14 protein-coding genes are annotated in these 26,008 nt (G+C 41.0%); 3 read left to right on the forward strand and 11 right to left on the reverse strand.

Going from position 1 to position 26,008, the window contains the following annotated elements:
- Positions 1-88: 88 nt before the first annotated feature.
- From RE317_RS09375 to RE317_RS09390, 4 genes are all read right to left on the reverse strand, one after another.
- Positions 89-2,242 (reverse strand): RagB/SusD family nutrient uptake outer membrane protein, encoded by a 2,154-nt coding sequence (locus RE317_RS09375; protein ID WP_005842785.1) that lies wholly within the window; start codon positions 2,240-2,242, stop codon positions 89-91.
- 3 nt (positions 2,243-2,245) lie between these two features.
- Positions 2,246-5,476 (reverse strand): TonB-dependent receptor, encoded by a 3,231-nt coding sequence (locus RE317_RS09380; RefSeq protein WP_008669628.1) that lies wholly within the window; start codon positions 5,474-5,476, stop codon positions 2,246-2,248.
- Between the two features lie 217 nt (positions 5,477-5,693).
- Positions 5,694-6,644: a pectinesterase family protein gene (locus RE317_RS09385; protein WP_117873392.1), complete on the reverse strand. Its 951-nt coding sequence runs from the start codon at positions 6,642-6,644 to the stop codon at positions 5,694-5,696.
- A gap of 14 nt (positions 6,645-6,658) precedes the next feature.
- Complete coding sequence (locus RE317_RS09390) at positions 6,659-7,888, reverse strand: glycoside hydrolase family 105 protein (protein ID WP_117889402.1); 1,230 nt, start codon at positions 7,886-7,888, stop codon at positions 6,659-6,661.
- 288 nt (positions 7,889-8,176) lie between these two features.
- On the opposite strand from RE317_RS09390, the gene RE317_RS09395 reads away from it, so the two are divergent.
- From RE317_RS09395 to RE317_RS09405, 3 genes are all read left to right on the forward strand, one after another.
- Positions 8,177-9,568, forward strand: a complete 1,392-nt coding sequence (locus RE317_RS09395) for a PTS galactitol transporter subunit IIC (protein ID WP_005842794.1) — start codon at positions 8,177-8,179, stop codon at positions 9,566-9,568.
- An 18-nt stretch (positions 9,569-9,586) separates the two neighbouring features.
- Positions 9,587-10,543 carry a 5-dehydro-4-deoxy-D-glucuronate isomerase gene (kduI, locus tag RE317_RS09400; RefSeq protein WP_008782301.1) on the forward strand — a complete coding sequence of 319 codons (957 nt, stop codon included), beginning with the start codon at positions 9,587-9,589 and terminating at the stop codon, positions 10,541-10,543.
- Between the two features lie 219 nt (positions 10,544-10,762).
- On the forward strand, positions 10,763-12,238 hold the full coding sequence (locus RE317_RS09405; RefSeq protein ID WP_005842798.1) for an MFS transporter: 1,476 nt from the start codon (positions 10,763-10,765) through the stop codon (positions 12,236-12,238).
- 53 nt (positions 12,239-12,291) lie between these two features.
- Here the strand turns inward: RE317_RS09405 and RE317_RS09410 are convergent, their stop codons facing one another.
- The 7 genes from RE317_RS09410 to RE317_RS09440 all read right to left on the reverse strand — a co-directional run bounded on the left by RE317_RS09410 (position 12,292) and on the right by RE317_RS09440 (position 26,005).
- Complete coding sequence (locus RE317_RS09410; RefSeq protein WP_032938673.1) at positions 12,292-15,618, reverse strand: DEAD/DEAH box helicase; 3,327 nt, start codon at positions 15,616-15,618, stop codon at positions 12,292-12,294.
- 21 nt (positions 15,619-15,639) lie between these two features.
- On the reverse strand, positions 15,640-16,380 hold the full coding sequence (locus RE317_RS09415; RefSeq protein WP_005842802.1) for a hypothetical protein: 741 nt from the start codon (positions 16,378-16,380) through the stop codon (positions 15,640-15,642).
- A gap of 96 nt (positions 16,381-16,476) precedes the next feature.
- Complete coding sequence (locus tag RE317_RS09420; RefSeq protein ID WP_005849183.1) at positions 16,477-17,940, reverse strand: glycoside hydrolase family 140 protein; 1,464 nt, start codon at positions 17,938-17,940, stop codon at positions 16,477-16,479.
- Positions 17,941-18,009: 69 nt separating this feature from the next.
- The gene (locus RE317_RS09425) at positions 18,010-19,014 is read right to left on the reverse strand and encodes a glycoside hydrolase family 43 protein (protein ID WP_005842806.1); all 1,005 of its coding nucleotides are present in this window, start codon (positions 19,012-19,014) and stop codon (positions 18,010-18,012) included.
- A gap of 185 nt (positions 19,015-19,199) precedes the next feature.
- Positions 19,200-20,636, reverse strand: coding sequence for an aldehyde dehydrogenase (gene aldA, locus RE317_RS09430; RefSeq protein WP_005842808.1), 1,437 nt, complete (start codon positions 20,634-20,636; stop codon positions 19,200-19,202).
- Positions 20,637-20,847: 211 nt separating this feature from the next.
- On the reverse strand, positions 20,848-23,637 hold the full coding sequence (locus RE317_RS09435) for a two-component regulator propeller domain-containing protein (protein WP_117873402.1): 2,790 nt from the start codon (positions 23,635-23,637) through the stop codon (positions 20,848-20,850).
- Positions 23,638-23,788: 151 nt separating this feature from the next.
- Positions 23,789-26,005 (reverse strand): family 78 glycoside hydrolase catalytic domain, encoded by a 2,217-nt coding sequence (locus tag RE317_RS09440; RefSeq protein ID WP_008669612.1) that lies wholly within the window; start codon positions 26,003-26,005, stop codon positions 23,789-23,791.
- Positions 26,006-26,008: the final 3 nt, after the last annotated feature.

The following is a 26,008-nucleotide window of genomic DNA, read 5'->3' on the forward strand; positions in this document are numbered from 1 at the left end:
AATACATTCTTAAGAAACACAAAAAAGGAGAGAGCATTTACAATACGCCCTCTCCCCATACATTTATTTTCGTTTAACGAATGAATTATTATTCCTGTTTAAAGCCATAACCATTCGTAAAGCCACCGGCTGCCATTACATTAGGAGTAAACGGCCACAAATAGATAGGAGCCGAAACGTAATCATAATCCCAAAACAGATACTTATCATATTCATCCCTATTATCAACCAAATCAATACCCCAATTAACTTTGGTATATCCTTGGCTTTCAAGAGATGCTGCCTCTTCTTCAGACACTATTTCAAACAACCCTTTTATTGCTAAATTGGTAGCAGGAGTCGAACTTCCATAATTCAATCCCATTTCTTCCCAATTATCCTTTTGTCCGCGCCATCCCGGATAAAGCACCGGATCATTGACCTTGTCTGTCGGACACTGTGCTGTCAAACGATGACCATATATAGTTTTTGCATCAACTAACTTTGTCCATATATAAGCAGAAATGATATTACCATTTTCAAACTCATAATAACCTTTAGTTGCCAAACCATCCATCATAGCTTTAGTCATATCTTTGATTCTTTTTATATCTTCCGGAAGATAACCAGAACGAATCAATGTCCAACGACGATCACCTTCACCTGCATATTCAAACCCCCGTTCTTCAATAATCGCACGAACTAAGTCATTACCAAAAGATGCAATAAAAGCATCTGTGTTAGCCAAACCTTGCGGGAACGAACGTTCACGAACCGTTTTTAAATACTGTTTACCTGTAACTACATCACCTAATGCCGCACATACTTCCGCATAGCCCAAATAAACTTCAGACATACGCATATACGGACCATTGATACCTGATTTACGTTGTGCTGCCACCCATGGATTAGCCTGACGATTCTCATCCCATTTATTCAATGTCAAGCCACCGCCTTCAGCTTTTGAGTTGGGGACAAAAGGAATTAACTTCTCAACCCCTTTACCATTACTGCCGGTCATAGTAATGCTCACATCACGACGCATATCATTCGGATCAAAGACTCCATAAAAATAAGCAGGATTTATACGTCCCTGTCCATAGCTCTTACATGGATACGCAGCCTTTGAGCCACCAGACGAAGGACGACCGAAAGAATAGGGGCGACCATCATTTCCACCACCTTGCTGCATGGGATATTCATAAATAGACTCATCCGCATAAATAGCATCATCCATATGCATCTGTTCAAAGAAATACTGGTACGGATTATTAAAAGTACGTCCGGATTTATCCGAGGCACCCCGTGGATCAGTCAAATGAAACAGTGCATTACCCGGATCAGCCAACAAAGCCTCGTAGTATTTTTTAGCTATTGAGTACAAGTCTTGCCAGTCAGAACGACGTCCATAAGTAGCTCCATTATTTTCTTTCCCTTTGGTTTCAAATGTCATGCTTTCCCCTTTTCCGTTCACACGTTTGATATCGCCACGACGAGTCTGATATCCAGCTGCATCCAAACACATTCTTCCAATCAAAGCCTGCACATAGGTTTTAGAAAAATAATTTTTATTAGCAGCAGCAATGCCGGGAATGGAACCGATGGTGTACATCAAAGGCTCCACTTTCTGCAAATCTTCAATGCATACATCATAAATAGAATCACGGGAAACCAAACCTTTAGGCACAACACCATAAACGCCAACGTAAGGAACATCTCCAAAATTTTTACACAGTTCACGGTAAGCCGTAGCACGCATAGCTACCGCCTCACCATACATTTGCCCCATCTCTGATTGTCCACCATTGATGATCGATTCAAAATTTTCCGCATTTTCCATGGATGTTATCACCGCATTGGCCTTGCTTACAACCGCATACAAGCTAGCATAAATATCATTCTCCTTCAAATACGAAGTCAATCCATAACTACTTGCATATGTACCGTTTTGATAAAGACATTCCGGATAATGGCGTCCCAACTGATTAGAGAAAGACTCCGGATGCCGTTCTATATCAGACCCGGCAATATCAGCAGCATAAAACAATCCATCGCCAAAAACCTTATTCTGCGCACAATCCCTCCACTGTTCATAAGCACCGTCTAATGCGGCACGTGCTGTTGTCGGATTAGAAAAGACAAAATCCGAATCTACAATAGAAGGAGAGCCAACCTCCAAATAATCACTACATGCTGTAGTCAAAAACATTCCAGCAAAGAAAAGGGTCGAATATACTATTTTTTTCATACGATTCATCTCCATTAATTAGAAAGTTAAATTAACACCAAAGGTATAAGTTCTAGCCTTAGGATAAGACTGGTAATCAAAATAAGGTGTAGGGAAACCATCCTTACCATCAGTCTTCGTGTTTACATCCGGATCTATACCAGAATATCCATCAATACAGAACAAATTACTTCCTGTAAAGTACACACGTGCATTCTGTAATCCAATCTTATTCATCCAATTTTTCGGGAAAGTATAACCTACTGTCAATGTATTCAAACGCAAATAAGACGCATCTTCAATAAATTTAGAACTTACGATTCCATATTCAGAAAAGAAAGAACTGTAGTTTGTATTCGCGTTAAGAGCCGCCAAAGCTGTAGGATCTTTCACCAGCATCAAGTCACCGTTTGTATCGACATCATAATATTTGAAAGTTTCAGAAACGAACTTCAAACGATTCTGACCAGCGGAATTGTCTTTATTTCCCATCAAGGAATGCATTGCATTGGCATTATACACATCACCACCAATCTGATAAGTAAAGCCTACAGAAAAATCGATTGCCTTCCAATTACCGTTAATTGTAAAACCACCTGTATGTTGTGGCATAGCTTCGCCGATAATCGTTTTGTCATCCTCGTCCACAACACCATTACCTGTTGTATCTGCAAATTTAGGCATACCCGGTACGGCGGTTTGTCCATCTGCTGCCAGTACTTTAACTCCATCCGGATAATTCACAATACCTTGAATATCCGGAATGCCTGGTTTCAATGTGTATTTACCATCCGCATAAGTAAAATCATCAATCGTATAATATCCTTCAGATTTAAAACCTTGGATCGTACCTACAGGATGCCCCTCACGGATAATATAATCATAAGCAGGCTTAGCCATAGATGAACCCCAATCATTCATAGCTCTCGTATCTGCCAAGACCCCATCCATCAGTTCGTCAATATTATTCTTATTATAATTATAAGTCAAGTTTACACCTAAATTAAAATCTTTACCACGAACAATGTCAAAGCCTAAAGCCAATTCAACTCCCTTATTTGAGGTTTTACCTACATTTTGGAACTGATAGCTATAACCAGACGCTGCATCAATAGGCACTTTCATTAAAATATTTTTTGTCGTATTCCAATAATAGTCCAAACTACCACGAACCCAATTATTAAAGAAACCAAAATCAACACCTAAATTACGACTAATAGTAGTTTCCCATTTCAAATCAGGATTTCCTTTCATATCACCAGGCACATAAGTGGTAACCTTTTCACCATCCACTGTAATTTGTTCTGTTTTCCATGTTTCTCTCCATAAAGAAGCATCAATATTATCAGAACCAGAAGTACCATACGATACACGAAGTTTCAGATTATCCAACCAATCTCTTGTATTTTCCATGAAAGCTTCATCTGAAATTCTCCATGCTGCAGCTGCTGCCGGGAAATACCCCCACTGATGACTAGGTGCAAATTTAGAAGAACCATCAGCACGGAATGTAGCTGTCAAAAGATACTTACCTTTATAAGAATAATTAGCACGACCAAACCAAGATAAAGTATGATTAGGAGTACCTATCTCACCTTTAAAATAATCTTGTCCCAATGAAGGAGTAGTCATATTAATCATACCAAACGCATCATCCATTGTAAATCCTTCAGGATACCCTACACCATATATTTCAGTGTAATCTGACTTTGAAGCCAAGACCTCATTACCAACCAAGAAAGACAAATTATGATTATCTCCAAGTCCCTGTACTTCATAATTCAAAGTAGTTGCCCAACGCACACCGTAACCATCACTTTTCTTCAATTTAGCAGAACTATTATCTTTTTCTGTCTGTCCTGCATTCCATGTCTTTTCCTGGTTCCAATTACGATTTAACGATAGCTCCGTCTTTGCCGTCAAACCTTTAATAACATTCCAAGTTAAAGCACCTTTTGCACGGATACGGTACATGTTTTTTATATAATCTACAGTATTCAAGTAATACAAAGGATTACTAGTTTCTTCCATATTTGTATCACCTTGACCAAATCCAGCGGTAAAAGAAGCATCCCCCAAAGGATTATCCACAGGACGATAAGTGTAAGCAGAGGTTGCATTACCAAAACCAGAACCATTAATTTCTATTTCACTATAACGTAAATCAAAGTCCGCAGTTAACTTTTTATTAATCTTTTGCGTCAATTTGAAATTCGCATTCCAACGTTGGAAACCAGACTTCACACGGATACCTTCATCATCCATATAGTTAACTGATGAATAAAACTTAGTTTTGTCTGTGCCACCAGATAAAGATACATCATGATTCCAAGAAGACGCAGTCTGCATCAAATCATTTATATAATTATGAGTGGTCATATTTTTATATTCATTCAAATGATTTCCATACTTGGATCCTAATCCAAAATATCTGGCAACTCCATCCCCATAAGAATCCCCCAGACTCTTCATATATGCCCATGTATTATATACATAATCATAAGGATCCATAGTTTCCAATAATTTTGGATTCTCCTTCATCTGATAATACATATTATACTTGACGGAAACCCGGCCATCCTTGCCTCCCTTAGTAGTAACCAATATTACACCGTTAGCACCACGGGCACCATAAATAGCCGTAGAAGCAGCATCCTTTAACACATCAATACTTTCGATATTGTCAGCAGGAATATCATCAATGCCACTAACTTGAACACCATCTACAATGAATAAAGGATCATTAGACTGGGTGATAGAGCCACCACCACGAATACGAATAGACATACCTGCACCCGGACGACCGTCTTGAGAAGTCACACTTACACCAGGCAATTGTCCTTGTAAAGCCTGTGCGACATTGGCAACTGGATTAGCCGCTAATTTTTCTCCAGTAACAGAAGCGACAGAACCAGTCAAATCACGTCTTTTCACCGTGCCATAACCAATAACAACGACTTCATCCAAAGTCTTGTTATCTTCTTCCAATACAATTATCAAATCTTTTCCAGATTTTACCTCTTTGGTAAGATACCCAATATAAGAAACCACCAAAGTAGCATTACTCGGAACATCCGGAATTGAAAACTTACCATCGAAATCCGTGATTGTACCATTGGTTGTTCCTTTTACCAGTACATTCACACCAATCATAGGTTCGCCTGTTTTGTCTTTCACCAAACCTGTTGCGGTTTGAGCAAAAGCAACCAAACAAAGCATACTCAAAAAGAGAGTTGAGACAGCTTTTCTAGCTAATTCTTTTAGATTCATAAGATGTGTTTTTATAGTTATTAAAATGTTTTTTAAGGTTTTGACCTTAGTTTCACTGTTGCAAAATTATGGATATAACATTACCTTGATGTGTAGTTTTTATCTTTTTATGTGGATTTATTAGGTGTTTTTTACGGGTTCCAATTATTCAACACAACAAAAAAAGGAGACCTCCACCAACGTAGAAGTCTCCTTTTCAAGCAATTACAAAATCAATCTAGTCTATTGGGTTCCAATCACTTTGAGTACGAAAAATAGCATCGACCGTCACCTCCTCAGCTTCTTTCTTTGTTAATTGTTTGCTCCACGCCACCCTTTCCGAAGTATTTGCGCCCTCACCGGTATTTTTATATTCCATATAACGGGCGGTTTCTTCATTAGACTGCTTACCCCAATTGTGCCATCCGGCAAGAACAATATGTTTCCCCAATTCACATTCTATAAATAAAGTATAAGCATATGGACGCCAAGGACGACCTAAATACACTTTATCCACTCCCGGTTCTGCCGTCAGCTTACAGTGCTTAAAGACATATCCATATTTAGCCTCTTTCGGAGTGGAAGCAGCCGTTACATACGAATTGCGTTTACTGTGAATAATACAATCTTCAAATAAAGCGGTGGAAGGACCGAAAATAAAGTCGGTAGTACCATCAATATAACAATCCTTGAAATAAAGACGGGTAAATTTAGCACCTGTATAAATAGTGTCCTGATTGCCCAAGATACGACAATTGATAAATTTCAAACGGTCACCTTCCGTATGTAAAGCTACCGCCTGTCCCAACTGAGCCGCATTGTTCTCAATAGTCAAATTTTTAAAAGTGATATCACTGCCCTCTACCTTCACCGTATAAGTGCGGAAAGTACCCATTTTATTTATATTCGCATGATCATCATAAGTAATAATCGTCTTATCACGATCTTCACCTATAATATCTATATTTTCCACCCATGAAGGAACAATCACTTTCTCCTTGTATACTCCGTTCTTCACATAGATCGTAACAGTATAATCCATGAAAGCCCGCGCACTCTCTATAGCCTCCTGCAAAGTACGAAAATTCCCCGTTCCATCACGTGAGACTACAATTGTATCCTGACGTTCCTGAGCCCATGCTGCGCTTACAACAGACAATAGCAACAATAATCCTAAAACTTTCCTCATCGTATCACCTCCTATTATTCACATGCAGTTCCACAACTGTTTTTCTGAAACAAACGTTCCCATTCCAGACTGGCCATAATAAACGGACCTACTGCCTTCGCATCATTAGAACGTATTTTTTCAGTTATATAATAATTATAATCTCCAGTACGATACACTGGCTTGCCTCCCAAACCTGCAACAGCACAACCTTTAGTAATAGAAACCACACCTCTATCATCCACTTCTATAAATTGGGTCAAAAGCCCTTCATATCCCTTTTTAGCCACTTCCATGTACGAAGGACAAATATATCCCTTACGTAACGCTTTCAACAGAGTATATACAAACATGGTAGAACAAGAGGATTCCAGATAATTCCCCTCATCCCCGCTTCTGTCAATCACCTGATACCATACCCCTGTTGCTGGATCTTGAGTACGTTTAATCTGGGCAGCCAGTTTATTCAATATTTCGATAACAGATTCACGTCCGGCTTCGTGTTCCGGTATAAAATCGAGTACATCCACACAAGCCATTGCATACCATCCCATGGCGCGTCCCCAACAGTGTTGTGACCACCCGGTAGTTTTATCCGCCCACTTTTCACGCTTGCTCACATCACATGCATGACGGTATAGATCAGTCTTCGGATCATAATTATGGCGGGCCACTGTGACAAACTGATTGATAATATCAGCATAATCATTCACACGGTTGTTACGGTAAGCATACTCCGCATAAAATGGTTGCCCCATATAAAGCCCATCCAGCCACATCTGATTCTCATAAATCTTCTTGTGCCAGAAACCGCCATCGGCATTACGAGGATGCGTATCCAACTGACTGCGCAACAAATCCAATGCTTTCTTGTATTTCTCGTCCTTAGTCTGCTCATAAATACGGAAAAGCATCTTGCCGGAATTCAGACGGTCAATATTATATTCCTCCAGTTTATAAGTTTCGATAGAGCCATCCTGATGAATCATTGTATCAGCATAAGCCACAGCATAATCAAAAAACTTTTTATCACCGTATGCATCATATACATCCAGCATAGCTTGAAGTTCCAGGCCATGACAGTAATCCCACTTCAAACGGGTCTGAAAATCCAATTGCCAAGATTCGGGACAACGCACCATTTCTGATTCCGCCATACGTACAGACCAAGGCTTATTACCACAAACCTGCTGAGCCATGCCCATCAAAGGAACAGCCGCAAGCAAACCGGACACAATAATTTTACAAATAGAATTCTTTTTCATGAAGACATTTATTTTTAGTATTAGACCTATTTATTTTATGAAACAAAAGTAGTATTTTCCTCGAAAAGCAGTGTGCACTTTTCAACCTACTAAGTGTATTATTTGGTATTCGTGTGCGAAAACGGTTATTTTGTGCACGATAACGATAAAAATCGTTCAAAAATTGTCTTTTTACTAATTATTATGTCTTTCAGGTTTGATAAGTTGAGAAAAGGTTTTATTTTTGGGGCAGTTTTTAATTTATACTATTGTAGAAAACACAGTCATTTACTATTAATTCACAAGAGAATGGAACAAGTTTTTAGTTATATCATCGGTTTAGGAGCAGCGGTGATGATGCCTATAATTTTTACAATCTTAGGCGTTTGTATCGGAATCAAATTCAGCAAAGCATTAAAAAGCGGTTTGTTGGTAGGTGTTGGTTTCGTTGGTCTATCAGTGGTTACCGCACTTCTGACCAGCAGTCTGGGTCCGGCCTTAAGCAAAGTGGTCGAAATATATGGCCTGCAACTGAAAGTATTCGATATGGGATGGCCTGCTGCTGCAGCCGTAGCTTATAACACTTCCGTAGGGGCATTCATCATTCCGGTATGTCTGGCCGTTAACATCTTAATGTTATTGACTAAAACCACCCGTACGGTTAACATTGATTTATGGAACTATTGGCATTTTGCTTTTATCGGAGCCGTAGTTTATTTTGCAACAGATAGTATTTTGTGGGGATTCTTCGCAGCTGTTATCTGTTATATCATCACATTAATCTTAGCAGATTACACAGCAGACAAATTTCAAGGTTTCTATGATAAAATGGAAGGTATTTCTATTCCGCAGCCCTTCTGTGCAGGTTTCGTACCATTCGCTCTCATTATAAATAAGGTATTGGACAAAATTCCCGGATTTGAAAAGCTGAACATTGATGCGGAAGGTATGAAAAAGAAATTCGGTTTATTAGGCGAACCTCTCTTCTTGGGTATCCTGGTAGGATGTGGCATCGGTGCATTATCTTGCAAGAACGGACAAGAAATAGTAGACAAGATTCCTTATATTCTAGGTTTAGGTATCAAGATGGGAGCGGTAATGGAGTTGATTCCCCGTATTACCAGCCTGTTCATCGAAGGGTTGAAACCCATTTCGGACGCTACCCGCGAACTGATCGCCAAGAAGTTTAAGGGTGCTGTAGGCTTAAATATCGGTATGAGTCCTGCCTTGGTGATCGGACATCCGGCCACGTTAGTTGTATCATTACTATTAATCCCTGTTACTATCTTATTGGCAGTGGTGCTTCCGGGCAATGAATTCTTACCATTGGCTTCATTAGCTGGCATGTTCTATGTATTCCCATTGATATTACCTATCACAAAAGGAAATGTAGTAAAGACTTTCATCATTGGTTTTGTTGTGCTGGCCATCGGTCTGTATTTTGTAACAGATCTGGCTCCTTATTTCACCAAAGCAGCACATGATGTATACGCCAAGACACAAGATGCTGCCGTAAACATCCCGTCTGGTTTTGAAGGTGGTGCGTTGGATTTTGCTTCAAGTCCTTTCTCATGGGCTATTTTCCATTTGACTTATTCATTCAAATGGATTGGTTCCGGAATTTTAGTACTGATAACACTATTCTTAATGGTGCTGAACCGTCGTTCCATCATTAAATACCAGAAAACAATGAAAAATTAAAATTTAAAGATAATGATTATGAAAAAATTAGCGATTGCAATGATGCTGAGTGTTTCTGCCTTGGCAGCTTCAGCTCAAGTAAATTACAAAGTACAGACCGCTTGCCATCCGCAAGATGTGAAACACTATGATACAGAACGTCTGCGTAGTTCATTTATGATGGAAAAGGTGATGGCGCCGGATGAGATCAATGTTACATACACCCTTTACGACCGTCTTATTTACGGAGGAGCTATGCCGGTAAACAAAATTTTGAAGCTGGAAACTTTCCGTGAACTGGGTCCGGAAATCACTTACTTCCTTGAACGGCGTGAACTAGGAGTCATCAATGTAGGCGGTGATGGCGTAGTTACTGTAGACGGTAAAGAATATCCTATGAAATACAAGGAAGCCCTCTATGTAGGTTGCGGGAATAAAGAAGTTACTTTTAAAAGTAATGACGCTGCCAAACCGGCTAAATTCTATATCAATTCGGCACCGGCTTACAAGCCATACGTTACTCAATTGATCACTACCGACGCCAAGCTTCAAAAAGCAAATCCTAAACAGTATGCTTTAGCTATCTCAGATCATTATGGAAAAATGGAAGATAGCAACGACCGTATTGTAAACCAGTTAATTGTAAAAGATGTATTGGAAAGAGTGAAAAACGGCGGTACAAACCAATTACAGATGGGACTTACCGAACTGGCTCCGGGTTCTGTATGGAACACCATGCCGGCCCATACACATACCCGTCGTATGGAAGCCTACTTCTATTTCAACCTGCCTGAAGGAAATGCCATTTGCCACCTGATGGGCGAACCGCAAGAAGAGCGTCTGGTATGGTTACACAATGAACAAGCCATCACTTCTCCCGAATGGTCTATCCATGCCGCTGCAGGTACCAGCAACTATACCTTTATTTGGGGTATGGGAGGTGAAAACCTGAAATACAGTGACAAGGATGAAATAAAATACACAGATATGAGATAAGTAGAATGGTACACACCATTACTCATTAACTCTTGTCATTCTGAATGTTGCAAGAAATCAACTCGTTTTCAGTTTTTTTTGCGACATTCAGAATGATTTTTTTAGAAATCTTACCATTGTACCGATTTATACAGGCTTTCCACCAATTTTTGCATAGAGAATAGGTACAGAATGGTTATTTTTGCGTCTAATAAGAAAAACATAATTAAATCTATTATCATGAGTACATTTCAAAAAGTAGGTGAGAAGATGACAAACTTCAGATGGATAATCTGTGGTCTGCTATTCTTTGCCACTACAGTCAATTACCTCGACCGTCAGGTGCTTTCACTAACCTGGAAAGACTTCATTGCTCCGGAATTTCACTGGACGGATTCGAATTACGGAGATATCACAGCTATTTTCTCTATAGTGTATGCCATTGCCAACCTGTTCGCCGGTCGTTTCATTGACTGGATGGGAACTAAAAAAGGTTATCTCTGGGCTATCTTTGTCTGGTCCTTAGGAGCTTGTCTTCATGCATTGTGCGGTTGGGCAACCGAAGAAACATTAGGTATTCATAACGCAGAAGAGATGCTTTCTGCAACAGGAGCCGTCGCTTCAACTATCGCCATTACCAGCGTTTATTACTTTATCGCTGCCCGAATCGTATTAGGTGTAGGTGAGGCAGGAAACTTCCCAGCAGCTATTAAGGTAACAGCCGAATATTTTCCGAAAAAGGACCGTGCATATTCCACTTCCATCTTTAATGCAGGTTCTACAGTAGGTGCTTTAGCCGCTCCGATCACTATCCCTCCTTTGGCACGTTATTTCCAAAGTATTGGTGTGGGCAACGGATGGGAAATGGCTTTCATCGTTATCGGTGGTTTAGGATTCATTTGGATGGGACTTTGGATGTTCCTCTATAAGAAACCCAATGTCAACCCTCGCGTGAATGCTGCCGAACTGGAATATATCGAACAAGACAACAACAATCCTGAAGAATCAGCAGAACAACAAGCTGCTGCCAACGACTTCGACAACAAGAAGATTTCATTCTTGCAATGTTTCAAATTTCCCCAAACATGGGCTGTATTTGTCGGTAAGTTCATGACTGATGGCGTATGGTGGTTCTTCCTGTTCTGGACTCCGGCATATATTTCGGATGTATACGGTTTCGCTTCAGATACGGGTACCGCACAAATGTTGATTTTCGTATTATATGCTATTACCATGTTATCTATTTATGGTGGTAAGTTACCTACTATTATCATTAATAAAACAGGTAAGAATCCATATGCAGCCCGTATGCAGGCTATGCTTATCTTTGCCTTGTTCCCACTGCTGGCATTGTTTGCCCAACCTTTAGGCAATTATTCATATTGGTATCCTATCATTATTATCGGTATTGCAGGTGCGGCACACCAATCATGGTCTGCCAATATTTATTCTGTAGTAGGTGATATGTTCCCCAAAAGCACCATCGCTACTATCGTAGGTATTGGTGGTATGGCAGGTGGTATAGGTTCATTCTGTATTAATATGGGATCTGGCAGACTGTTTGACTATGCAGCAGAAACGAATATGACTTTTATGGGATTCGAAGGAAAACCTGCCGGCTACTTCATCATATTCTGTGTATGTGCCGTAGCTTATTTGGTTGGTTGGATTATCATGAAAGCATTGGTTCCCAAATACAAACCGGTTGATGCCTAATTAAAGAATTCACCACAGACTACACACCTAAGTAGCCTGTGGTATTTTTTTCCCTAATAAATAGTTTTCAGAAGATATTGATAGATAGAATTATGACTTAATATTTCAGGGACTCCTGTGATAAAAAGCTGCTTGCGTGCACGCGTTAAAGCGACATTCAGCTTACGGTCAATCTGTACACCGTCCTCTTCTGTCAGGTTGGGCAGAAACCTTAATTGATAGAGGTGATTCACACAAAAAGAATAAATAATGACATCACGTTCGCTGCCCTGATACCGTTCCACAGTGTCAATGGAAATCCTACTCAAAGCAGGAATAGCCAATGCCTGAAGCTCTTTACGTATCAAAGCAATCTGACTTCGATAAGGAGTAATGACCCCTAACGTTCGATTCGGATCAAATTCCTCTTCATGAGCCAAATACACCTCTTTGGCTAAACCGGCGACAATCTGTGCCTCATATCTGTTTGTTTTTCCGGAAACGCTCTCCAAATCTTGCTTCGAAGGGATAAAACGTACCGGAGCCTCTATGTGCTCCAACTGATGAGGTAATCCCAAAGCCTCCAATTTTCCGGCATAAAATGCTTTATTGGGAAAAAAAGCCACTCCCGGATGCATACGCCCCTGACGGCAAAGCATATCTATCGCTTTAGGAGATTCTTCTTTTAAATGAAAACGATAAAGCCGCTCAAACAGAGAATCTTTTAAATTAAAAAGTCCGGCTTCCCTAAGTCCCTCATCATGCACTTCAGAATGTCCGCTATTCTGCAAAATAACGGCAGGCAACTGTTTATGATCACCTATCAGGATAAATTTACCCACTGCATTTCTTTCATCAGCAAACTTGGCACACAGAATACCCAACAATTGGGGTTCTAATATTTGGGTGGCTTCATCCACTATGGCTACATCAAAACGTTTTAATTTAAAAAGTTCAGCTTTAGCCGCAATAGAGGCCACGGTTCCAACATATACTCTGCAATCTGCCATACGGATATTCACCTCTCTCCTACTGTTGCATTCCGCCAATATATTCTCCAACAGATGTCCTCTAAAGCGTACATCACAGGAAAGCTCACTTCCCACCCGTATATAATCTATACAGGGAGTGATAGAGGACAGTGACTGACAAATTTCATCAACAGCCCGGTTGGTATAAGCCAGTAACAATATCTGCATAGATGATGCTGCATAGAAATGTTCCACCATTCTACGCAACGCCCTCGAAGTCTTTCCTGTTCCGGGAGGTCCCACCAGAAGAAAATAATCACGGGCCGACTCAGCTTTCAACGCCACCCTCTCAAAATCATCACCGGTCAGCGCTATAGCTTCATCAAAAGACGAATCAAAGCGGGGAGGCCGTTGTCCCAGCAATAATTCCCGTCTTTCCGTATTCGCATCCAGAAAAGCGGAGAGTCCCAAATACATACTGCGAAATGTAGTATCCATCGTATCATGTTCTACAGCATAACGACTGTCCGGAGAAAAAACGGAAGCATTACGTTGGGTAGCACGTAAACGAATACGCAATTCTGTATCTGTAATCTGCTCAATATTACCCTTAAAAACCATTTTATTGGTCGCATTATCCAAGTCATTATTACGCTCATACAACACAACCACATCTCCTGTACGGAAATTGGGAAGAAACATTTCATCATATTGCGGAATAGACAAAAGTATATAAGCCTTATGAGCCTGTGATGCCCTATTTTCCATTATCTGCAAATCATATAATATCTCTCCCGCCTCACGTTTCTCATCCAGTGTACTCAGCCAAAGAGCTGAAGCCCCTGCACGTCCTTCATAATCCACATCTCCCGATTTGGAGGTATAAAGTTCTTTTGTAATGAAATTATAAAGCGTATAAAAATAGGCCTGCTCCAAAGGTTCCAACGCCGACAGCTTCTCCCGGAAACGCGAGATAGAGGGCTTCAAATACTGTTCCCAGAATCTGCCGCTCAGTTTTCTTTCATTCACCACCTCCGGATTGATTTGTGCCAACAAGTTGCGTGTAAAATCAGGATGATTATGGAATTGTACCCCATACTCGGCAGCAACAATACGGTTACGCAAATTGATAACCCGCCTTACCTGAGCCCACGATGCTCTGGCCGGATACAATAAAGGATAACGGGTATAAAGCAAATAGGGATGCATACGCCGCCGGTCCTGTCCCATGCTATATTCCAACACTGCCATATATAGCAGCATCTGAACCTTATTATTTTCCTTGGGTTCCACTTTTCCCTGCATGGAAAATTCATCCGCTTTGCCCGATTTCATTTCTATAAAGCTGCTCATATCCCGCTGCATATAGTCCAGACGTCCCTGAATGCCCAACGCCTCGCAAATATAGGACGGTTCCAGCACAGCCTCCTTTTTATCCAGATTATACCCCGGCTCCAAAAAAGTGTGTTGTACAACGTCCCGTATATGCTCAAAATGCATCCGGCAATCCTTGGCAAACTCTTTCTCTTTGGACGGGTCACGAAGTTCGGCACAAGCAGCCAGTTCAATGGGATACTGCCGGAATGCCTTCTTCATACAGTCTATATAGTCCGGCTCCTCCTCACCTGCATGTATCCATTCATCCAGAAACAGATTGGCTATATTTCCCAACAGCAAAGGGCGGGCATTATCAATCGGCACCAGCCGGCTCAAAAAATAGTTTGCCGGATGGCTGCCATAATCCTTGTAACATTCCGCCAGTGAGCTGATATCTATCAAATAATCCGGTTCCAATACGATAAAAGAAGGGGTATAAATTCCATCCCTATCTACAGAAACATCCAGCAGATTAAGCTGGGCATATCGCCAAAGTTCCTTTATGGTTTCTTCAAATTCATGATTTATACCGGGTTTATTATAAACCACCCGTATAGGTTCATCGGCTGTTACATCTACAGGATGTACATACAAATAGGTATCATCGGCATAATCAAAGCATACACGGATGCGGCGGATGTATTCCATCTTTTCTTTTTTCCCTGAAGATGCTATTTCCTGCTTGGGAAGAACTGAGAACAACTTCAATGGAATATCCTGTGCAAACATCTTCCTATATGCGTATGCCACTGCACGCAAATCACACAGGAACTCTTCTTTTACAGGAGACTTACGATGGTTCAAAATATCATTGGAAGTCAGACGAAAGGTATGTAACTGATTCTGTTCTTTCAGATCCAGCCCATATTGAGTGGCTACATAATTAATACGGGCGGCCAAATCAGTGGTCTGCAAACTATTCCCTTGTATCTTTTCACGCACCACACGCTCCAATGATTCACGCAATTGCCTGTAACGGCGTTCCAATGGCTGGTTTTCATCTATATAAAGCCTGTATAACTCTTCGTAATACTCTTCTATCTCTTCATTCATGCCGTAAAGATACACAAATTATTATTTATAGAATACCGGCATAATAATAGGATGGGTTTCCCATTTACGGGTCATCGGATTAAATTCCCTCTCTGCTCCCGCTTCAATTCCGAAACTATCCGATATTTTAAATTCCAAAGTGCCTCCGTATGAATTCTGGTTCATAAAAAGCTGTGAAGCGGGAGTCATACCATATCCGTTATACACCGAGTATGTGCCGAACATATTGATCTTCATTCTGTCATTAATGCGAAAAGACAACTTTCCCTTAGCACCTAAATCATTAAAGCGGACTCCATATACATTGTATTTAGCAGCATATACTCCTCCCGTCACGGTTATAAAATCATTGAGACGCTGTGTGTACATCACTCCGGCATTACGTGCCTCACCTATAGAAGGCAACCCTTGAAAGGAATGATAACCACTCAGAATCCCTGTACTATTAATCTGATAAGCACGTCCATCTATATAATCATGTCCGAAAGGATTTCCGGAAAAAGTATAAGGGGATATCTTAGGCATTTCTTCACGGGAAGTAAAATCAAATTTTGGCATCCGCAATGTATCAGATAAAACGGGAGGTGTCAACGTAGGAGGTTCGTTTATAAAATCCATACTTTTATCAGCCTCATTCATCTCATTGATAAACTCATTGATTTTATCTTGCCGGATGATGAGCGTATCCTTGTCATTTTCAACCTGAGCTATGCCATGCAAGGAAAGAATACAAAAGAATAAGAACAAGCCAATGCGTTTCATTTGTAAATGTGTTTTTTCAAAATTACAATTTCCGCATTGACTTTTCCCGTTTCATTAAGACTTAATAAGACTTTTTGGCTGTATTCCTTAAAAATGCTATTGATTTACCATAGGAAGTTCCAGCCATTCGGTAGAAATATAATTCTTGCTTGAATCTATAGCAATTAATACCTGGTCATTATCCCGATTATAACTGCCGTCATAGGTAAAGGGAGTAATTTTACTATCAAATTCTCCTATAAAAGAAAGTTTTCCATCTTTAGGACTATACCACCATACTTTCTTTTTTGCGCCACTGATTTTAGTCAAGTCAACAGACATCGGATTTCCGGAGTAATTGTATACTAACAAATAATCCTTTCCGCGAGTCGCAATGGCTCTGTCATAACGATTCCCATTCGTACCGGCAATTACACTTTGATCCGGTACACGTTCAAAATAAGGGAAAGTTAACATCAGATTCTTCAGATATTTCATCTGATTGAAGCCGGGATCCTGCATTGCTTTATACCAAGGTTTCTCTATTCCATCAGCTCCATACCCACCAGGTGTACCCGGTTTCAAGAACTGCATGATATTATTATGTCCGTATGTATGTCCGCAAGAGCCCGCAAAAACAGACCAATATCCATAGCGTCTCACATCACAGTCACGCCAGCGTGGCTGGGCAGGATCATGCAATCCCTGAGGAATACCTTCATAACTGGGTTCTGCATCCAGAACAGGCTTCAGTGGAGTCATGGACAAAGCCTCTTCTACATAACGCCAATTGTCTTCCTCCAATCCCGTAACAGAAGTATCACCATCTCCTTTTTTCTGGCCATAACGCCTGTGTCCACTTTGGAACATATTCATATCCATCCACTCCTTATTATTCAGATGGGTAGCACTGGATGTACGACCAAACGGATGAAAGGTCATTATATGATTCTCGTCCACAGCAAGAATACTATTCGCCAACGCCTCCCAAATCTCAGTATTCCGGTCAGCATAAGTATCTCCACCGATTACCCAAATAATATTAGGGGCATCTTTATATCGTTCACCTAAAAATCTACCATACGCTTTGGCCTCTTCAACATTCATCTTTCCGGAGCGCACAAGCCCTCCCCAGATACATACCATCGCTATGTAAATGCCGTTCTGCTCAGCTTTCTGAATAATATAATCCATGTGATCCCAATACCCGTAAACTCCTTTTCTGTCTATATTCTTAAAATTGAAACCATCTATCATGGAATACTGGCCATAGAAATTCATGGCAGGAACTCCATTTATAGTCTGTACCTGCACCACATTGAAACCTGCCTGACGACAATGTTCCAGATAATAAGCAGCCTCATCTCTATTCAGTTTCTCGGGCAACAGCCATCCCGTATCTCCCAACCAGAAAAAGGGAGTTCCGTCCGCATTCATCAGATAACGGTTCTCTTTACTTACTTTCAGTTGTCCATGACTCCAAGGCTTATAAACCGACGATTTGCTCTGTGCTGCTGCCGAAAGCAGCCCTCCTTCCACCATCAGAAGAAGGAATAATAATACTAGATTCTTGTTTTTCATTTGTGCATTCATCTTATAAATTTCAAAAGCCCAAAGTAACTTATTCAAGCAGACAATTCTGGGTAATAACTAGTCTTTTTGAGGGAATCTTTTAGCTTCCTCCGCTTTCAGGTTGAGTAAAACTGATTCGGGAACTTTTATGATAGTACCATGCTTATGTCCTTGTGGAATAGAAATCTGATCGTCAATGGGAGTAAAGTTCTTGAAGTCTTTTGTAGACACGGCTCCAAACCGTCCTTCCCGATAAACATCAAAATAAATCAACCATTCATCACCTACTTTCACGGCACACGGACCTTCAGAGTAAGTCGGTGCAAATTTTACTGACGGATCAGCATAAGGTCCTTCTGCCGATGGCCCGGATACACAGAACAAATCACTGTAACCAGGCTTGCGATTGTCTTTTATAATTAATACATAGTCGTTTTTATCACGCTTTACTATAAATCCGTCAATAGAATTAAATCCCGGATCATAAAACGCCTTTGCAGGAGTAAACGTTTGGAAATCCTTGGTCGTGGTATAATAGGCACGGTGACTTTTATTAGCTCCCAAACTATCGGCTGCCGTATATCTTTCTACAGGAATGGCAGAAGACCAGGCAACGATGAACTGTTCCTTTTCATCATCATAGAAAACTTCCGGTGCCCACACATTGTTAGTCAAAGAGTCTTTCATCACTTTAATTTCGCGTTGTTCACTCCAATGAATCAAGTCTTTAGAACTGGCATAACCAAATCCCTGTTCTCCATTCCAACTGATTGTCCACACTAAATGGAAAGTTCCATCCGGGCCTTGGGTCATGGACGGATCACGCATCATCGAATTGGGAGCATATTTCTGTTCTTCGGTCTGTTTAGTGAAATAATTATAATAAGGAGTCTTATTTCCTATTTCCGGTTTCAACCATGAACCTGCGATACTATCCCAATGATAGCCGTCATAGCTGTAAAGATAATGTAACCCGTCCAATGCCGGCTCACGATGAGAAGTGAAGATATAGACTTCCTTTTCGGGTTTTGTACAAGCTGTAAAAGCCAATAAGGCAAAAACGAAGGAAAAAAACAATTTCATAGCATGCTGTTTTATGATGAATAAACCTTTTCCAACAGGACGAAACAACAAGTATTTTGTACTCTATACTTCTTAAAGTATCAATCCAAATCAATAATAAATATCCATCATATAACAAGATGTATCTCGAGACATAAAATACGAATTATATCCCGAGACAATCCTACATAGAATAATGATGAGAATCAGCCTTTAGTTTCCAAATAAACCAGCTGCGTCTGTAAATACTCTTCCAGCCCATGTTTACCATCCGCGCCACCGATACCAGATTTACGCCATCCGGCATGGAATCCCTGCATCGCCTCAAAATTCTCACGATTCACATAAGTTTCACCAAATTTCAACGCACGAATCAATTTGAATGTCATATCCAGGTTCTGGGTATAAATAGAAGAAGTCAGCCCATATTCACAATCATTAGCCCAGGCAATGGCGTCTTCCACCTCTGTAAACTCAACAACCGGAAGTACCGGTCCAAAAGTTTCTTCCTGAATAATATCCATCTTTTGGGTACAATTAATCAAAATCGTCGGTTCAAAGAAATATCCTTTAGTACCGATACGATGACCACCGCATAGCAACTCAGCTCCCTGCTCAATAGCTTTTTTCACTTTCTCTTCTACTGATTTCAGTGCATTGGCATCAATCAACGGACCCATATTGAGGTCTGTATACTGATTCGGATCACCCACTTTCACCTGCTTGAATCCTGCCAACAGTTTCTCAAGGAAAGCCTCTTTTATACTAGAATGTACATACACGCGCTCACAGCAATTACATACCTGTCCTGTATTAATAACACGCGAAGCAATAATGGATTTTACAGCTAAATCCAAATCTGCATCCGGCATTACAATACCGGGAGCCTTCCCTCCCAATTCCAAAGAAACCTTCGTCACATTGGCAGAAGCGGCTGCCATGGTCTGTATTCCAGCCTCCACACTTCCGGTCAGACTAACCATACCTACTTTAGGGTTAGCAGCCAGTTCATGTCCAATCACCGAACCACGACCGTTCACCAGATTGAATACACCTTTAGGCAACCCAACTTCATCTACAATCTGTGCGAAAACATACGCGTTTTCCGGTGTCAGCTGACTCGGCTTTACCACAATTGTATTCCCCGTCAACAGAGCAGGAGCGGCCTTACGGGCAATCAAGAAAAAAGGAAAATTCCAAGGCAGGATGCCTGTTGTCACCCCAATAGGTTTCTTAAAGACAAATATATTTTCGTGAGGACGGTCACTAGGAATGATTTCCCCTTCATAGCGACGGGCCCATCCAGCCATATAATCAAGGTAATCAGCCGTAAATAACACCTCTACATTAGCTAATCCTCTTGTTTTTCCACCCTCCCGGATAATAATATCAGTCAATTCCTGTTCCCGCTTGCGGATACCTTGTGCAATCCGAGTTAAATAGCCGGCACGTTCAATAGAGGTAAGACTCTCCCAAGAAAGCTGTGCCTTCACGGCAGCATTTATAGCAGCACGTGCATCTTCCGGTGTGCCATCAGGCATTTTAGATATCACTTCTTCCGTAGAAGGGTTCAATACATCAATCCACTTATCGGATTGGTTTTCGATGAATCGCCCATCGATGTACATCTTTAGTTCTTTCATGGTCTTAAATGTAAAATGAGTACCTTATTTCTTTCAATCTGAAATATCCAAGCAGCATTTTACAAATATATCATTATTTATAAAGCCCAAAAATGTATTTTTGTTCATTAACATGGAAATTTATACACTTTAATTGAACTTTATGAATCATATTTATAATTATTCCTCTATCAACTGCCACAAAAGCCATCTCCTTCTTATCACTAAAACATCACTTATTATATTGTGTAGGCAACACCCCAAACAGTTTCTTGAATGATTTTGTGAAATAACTAGGCGTATTAAAACCAACCTGATCAGCTATCTCAGCAATGGAAAGCCCTCCTTCTTTCAATAATTCGGCAGCTTTACGAAGACGTACATTCTTCACGAAATCAGAAGGCGAACTTCCGGTGATAGATGTAATCTTCCGGTAAAGAGTAGCACGACTCATGCACATATCCCTACTTAAATCTTCTATGGAATATTCAGGATTACTAAGGTTCTTCTCAACCATATCCAATGCCTTCCTTATTAATTGCTCATCAGATGCTGAAATAGAATTCGCTTCTACTTTTCCTTCTTCCGGCAATGGATCTATCTCTTGCCTTTGCTCCGGATTTTGTTCCAATGGCAGAACAGTCTGTGCAACAATGGACTCCCGTAATTTCATATACATCCGGCCCAATCCCCAAACAACCGATAAAACAACAAGCACATAAAACAAATACGCCCAGCCTGTTTCATACCAAGCAGGCAAACATTGGATCATGACCGTCAATGTACTCTTACTCCACAGCCCATTCTCATCTGTAGCACGGACTTCCAGTTCAAATTCCCCCTTTGACAAATCAGACAAGCCGATACTATTTTCCCCTGCCGGAAAGGCCACCCAATTATCGTTTCTTTGTTTATAACGATAAGCATATCTTACCTTATTCGTATTCAAATGGTCAAAAGTAGAAAAAAACAATTTCACATTTCTCTCATGAGGAGACAGGCTTATTTTCTTTTGATTATCCACCCCGATTTCAGAGGTGTTATTCATTTCGACGGATGTCAAACACACCGTTGGCTCAGGTATCCTCCTCTTTTTTTCATTATAGTGAGGAAAAGTCACAATTCCACCTCGTCCACCCACACTCATTTCTCCCCGAGGACCTTTATACAATGACTGGAAATCTTCCAGATTTATCCAAGAATCAGTACAAGACATCATAGTAAAGATATGTGTTCCGGGATGATAGACCATCACCCGCTGTGATGTAAGAATCCAAAGATTCCCATCGTCATCCGACTTTATATCCAACACAGCATCCCCTGTCAATCCACAATCTTTTGTCCGGGAAATAAAATCATTCGTATCCGGAGAATAACTATACACATTGCCCTGTTTAGTACCCACCCAAAGATTGTTGTCCGGTGCGACAGTCAATACCGAATAATTTTCTCCTGTATCCTTTATTTGCAACCGGCTTTCTCCGGAAACTCTCCACAACCCTCTACTTTCAGTTGCAAAATAAACAACTCCTTCATTAGACGAAACGATAGCATTTATAAAACCAACATCATCACAAACTGTAGTCAATCGGCCATCCTTCATCCTATACCGGAATAAATGGTAAGTGGTACCTATCCAAAGATTCCCACGACGGTCATCATGCAAAGCGCGGATACGCTCACCTTGTTTAATGGGTATGGTACATACGATGGATTCAAAAAGCCGGTCCTCCTTATACCGAATTAATATAACCGAATGATCCCTTACCATATAGATTCCCTCTCTATCCGATGGCTTCTCAAAGAAAAAAGAAAGCTCCCTGTCATTCTTAACAACAGACATACGATCTCTCTGGGGATCATAAGCATACAGTCCCAATTTCTTTTGTCTGATCCAATAATAATTCTTCTCTTGAGAAAACTGCATAGGAGACGCGATTACCCCCAAATTTTGCTTTACCCCTTCCATAGACAAAGAAAGCACTTCATTAGGAAGAAAAGAAATAATGAAAGAAGAAGGATAATAACCTGTCACCCATAAATTTCCGGATTGATCGGAAAGAATCTTTGTGAGGATTTTCCTGTCAGCTGATAATAAACGGGAGAGATCCACCTTATCCAAGGATACATCGGCCGTTATTTTATAGGCATATAAGTTATCTGCCGCAGTCACCCACAAATATCCCTTAACAGAATCTTGTATAATATGATGAAGCTTTCGGGTATCGGAGTTAGAAGACGCATTATCCACTGTTTGCAATCCAAACATTTTGTCCGTATCCTGTGCCTTGGGGTCAAAACGTACAATTCCTTTTCCCCAAGTAGTAACCCAATAATACGGAGTGTTATGATCTTCCGTCATGCTTGTGGGATACTCATCATAGGGCCAAGGATATGAAATAAAAGAGTCCTTTACCTTATCATAGCAAAAAAGCCCGCCTTTTGCTTGAGTTACCCAAACAGTCTTTTTCTTATCCTCATAAATAGAATTGACGGTATTCTCCCGTCCTTTCCATTTAAGAATATATTTTCCAGTTCTTTCCCCTGACTCATTGTATCGAAACAAATGCCTGTTAGTCGAAATCCAGATCGTACCATCAGACGTCGCTGTCATTGTAGTTATAGTCCAGCTCTTTATCGTTTCATCAGCAAGCGCCCTTATCTCATAATCTGTTTTTGACAAAATATAGGCGCCACGCTTCGTTCCAAACCATATTTTCCCTTCACCGTCTTCAGCAATACACGTCACACTGTTGTTTTCCAAGATTCCCGGATTTTTGAAATCAGAACGGAATACTTTCACCGTATATCCATCATCACGACACAAGCCTCCCCCTTCAGTGCCATACCACATATATCCTTCCGAATCCTGGAAGATACAAAGCAATTCTTTGGTCGGCAACTGTTCCGAATTAGGAAGGTTTCTTACTATCATATCAAATGCTTTGACCGGAACGGCATTTATCCGCACAGTCAATAACAAAATAATGATTGGTAATACTATCCTTCCTATGCTTTTCATATTCTTCACGCAAGTACTCCTGTTGAAAACAAACGAATACAAAGCTAGGAAGAAATTCAAGAACTTGCAACTTGTCGGTTTAATCAAGTACATTAAGAATGACTTAATAAAGAATATGGCTATTGAACAGACACTTTTTTCTATTCAACGCTCAGTCCTTCAACCGGAAACTGTACCCGCCCTGTTTTCTCAGTACCAGTGGCTTCTTTCCGGTCTTTTTTATAATTCTGACTGTACATCCTGCCGGAATGTCAATAGTGCTCTCCCCCTCGGCATTCAGTTTCAAGACAATATATCCTTCCTTTACCGGAATTCTGGAATGAATCCACTTCAAATGGAGTAACTCCGGTTTAATGGTATATTCATTCGTCTTCATCGAAGACTGGCTGAAACCGATAAGACCGTTCAATGCGCCTACCACTACCGGGACTCCATTCGCCCCATGACAAAGACTCAGGCCGTACGGACGATTATAAAATACCAGTTGACGGGCCCTGGAGGCGTTCATCATAAAGTTCTCCGGGAAACGGGTATGTCCCTGATCCATCCAGTCGCCGAACACACCATAGATATGATCCCATAACTCTTTTATCCGCCCGGCTTTGGCATAAGCCAGAAACTCATAACCTTTCTCATAACTGACCACCTCATAATAGTTCGGCAAATTCGGCAGAACATTTTCAAACAGGTTGTCATAATGTTCTTTGGGAAAGATATCGGCCAGTATTCCCCAATATTGGGCATGATGCGAAATACGCTTGTCCACAGTCACATTGTCATTCATTGTACCGTTGATGAAGACTTTCCGGTCATTATCCCAAAAATGTTCAAAAATCTTCTTTTTCAGATTCCGGGCCAACTTGCGGTATCTGTCCGCCAATGCACTCTCCTTCCACAGATCCGCGAAATAAGCTCCGGTCACATAATTATAATAGAGCATGATCTGGGCATAGGCCGCCACCCCTTTCCGAACAGGACCGTTATAGGTGGACCATCCGGGGGTATAACCGAACTGCCTGTCTCCATAATTGCCGTGTACAAAACCATTCTCATCCACGATGGAGGCATAAAAATCAAGCAACAGGATGATGCGGTCTTTGTATTGAAGGGAAGTGGTCAAGTCACCGAAACGCAGATAGTTCTGTTTCAGGCCGAACAGAGCATGCAACGGATAATCAGGAATCCCTATATCTGATTTCTGCGGATCAAGCGGCATCAGTGCTATGGAAATTCCGTTTTTTGACACTTGCTGGTCACCGAAAAGATAATCCCCCGCTAGGGTGCTGACCAGCGCATCCATGGACCAGGGAAGAAAATCACGCTTCACCCCGTCCAGATAAAAGCGGTGCATACTGGTATGCAATGTCGCACTGCTCATTTTGAACAGGTTGTTCACATAATCATCATCCGTTTCAAACTGCATCTGGTGCTCTACCGGCCACAATGACGCATCAAAACGAAGGGAGGTAATCTCAGCCCCCTTGTCGCATTCCAGTGAAACATATCGGAGAGCGCGTTCCGGCAAAGTGATGGTGCCGCCTTCTTCTGACAAGGTAATAGGAACCAATGGATATTGTTCCAGTTTCTTATCATCCCGTTCCAGTGCTTCTTCGGGAGTTTCGCCAACGCGTACGGTTATAGTTCCCTTTCCTTTCGCTTGAAAGGTCAGTGTTCCAATCTCAAGATGGAAAAAGTCGATGAGGACATAACCATTCTTTCCGATACTAATTCCGTCTTTACCTTGCATCTCAGCATTGCGCATGGGGAGTATTTGTGAAGGTTTAATCCGGGCTGTCATATCTTGCGGAGCATCCGGCAACACGCCCGGTTTATTATACATGACGGCACTCTCGGGTATTGTCCAATGCTCTTTATCCATGCTGACCTGCCATTCATCCGGATTTTCCAGTCCCGCCCCTTTCAGAATGATACAAGGTAACGAGTCATCCGTTGTCACCTCAAACAATAAAGAGGATCTGCCCACGGGTAAAATAACCTGTTTACCGGAAACAGACTGTTTTACACCATTTATATAAAGAACAATATCCGACGGGCCCTCCCAGCAAAGACTACTTTCCTTTTTCAATCTTACCTCTTTTCTGAACCAGGCATGATTGTTCTTTGCAAAAAATTTACCCGGATATCCTACATTGACACAACGCTCTTTTGAGATACGGGCACATTGTTGCTGGTAGAAAGCAGCCAGTTGTCCCGGATACCACATATAGCGACTGTTCCATTCCTCCTGAGATTGCCGGCTCACGATGGTTACATTAGGATCCAGAGAAGGATCGAACTCTTTTGTCTGGGCATAACAACATAAAGATGCTGTTATAAAGATGCCAAGTAATTTTAATCTTTTATTCATATA

This window comes from Phocaeicola sp. GP0067 (genome assembly GCF_031119655.1).
GTDB lineage: Bacteria > Bacteroidota > Bacteroidia > Bacteroidales > Bacteroidaceae > Phocaeicola > Phocaeicola vulgatus.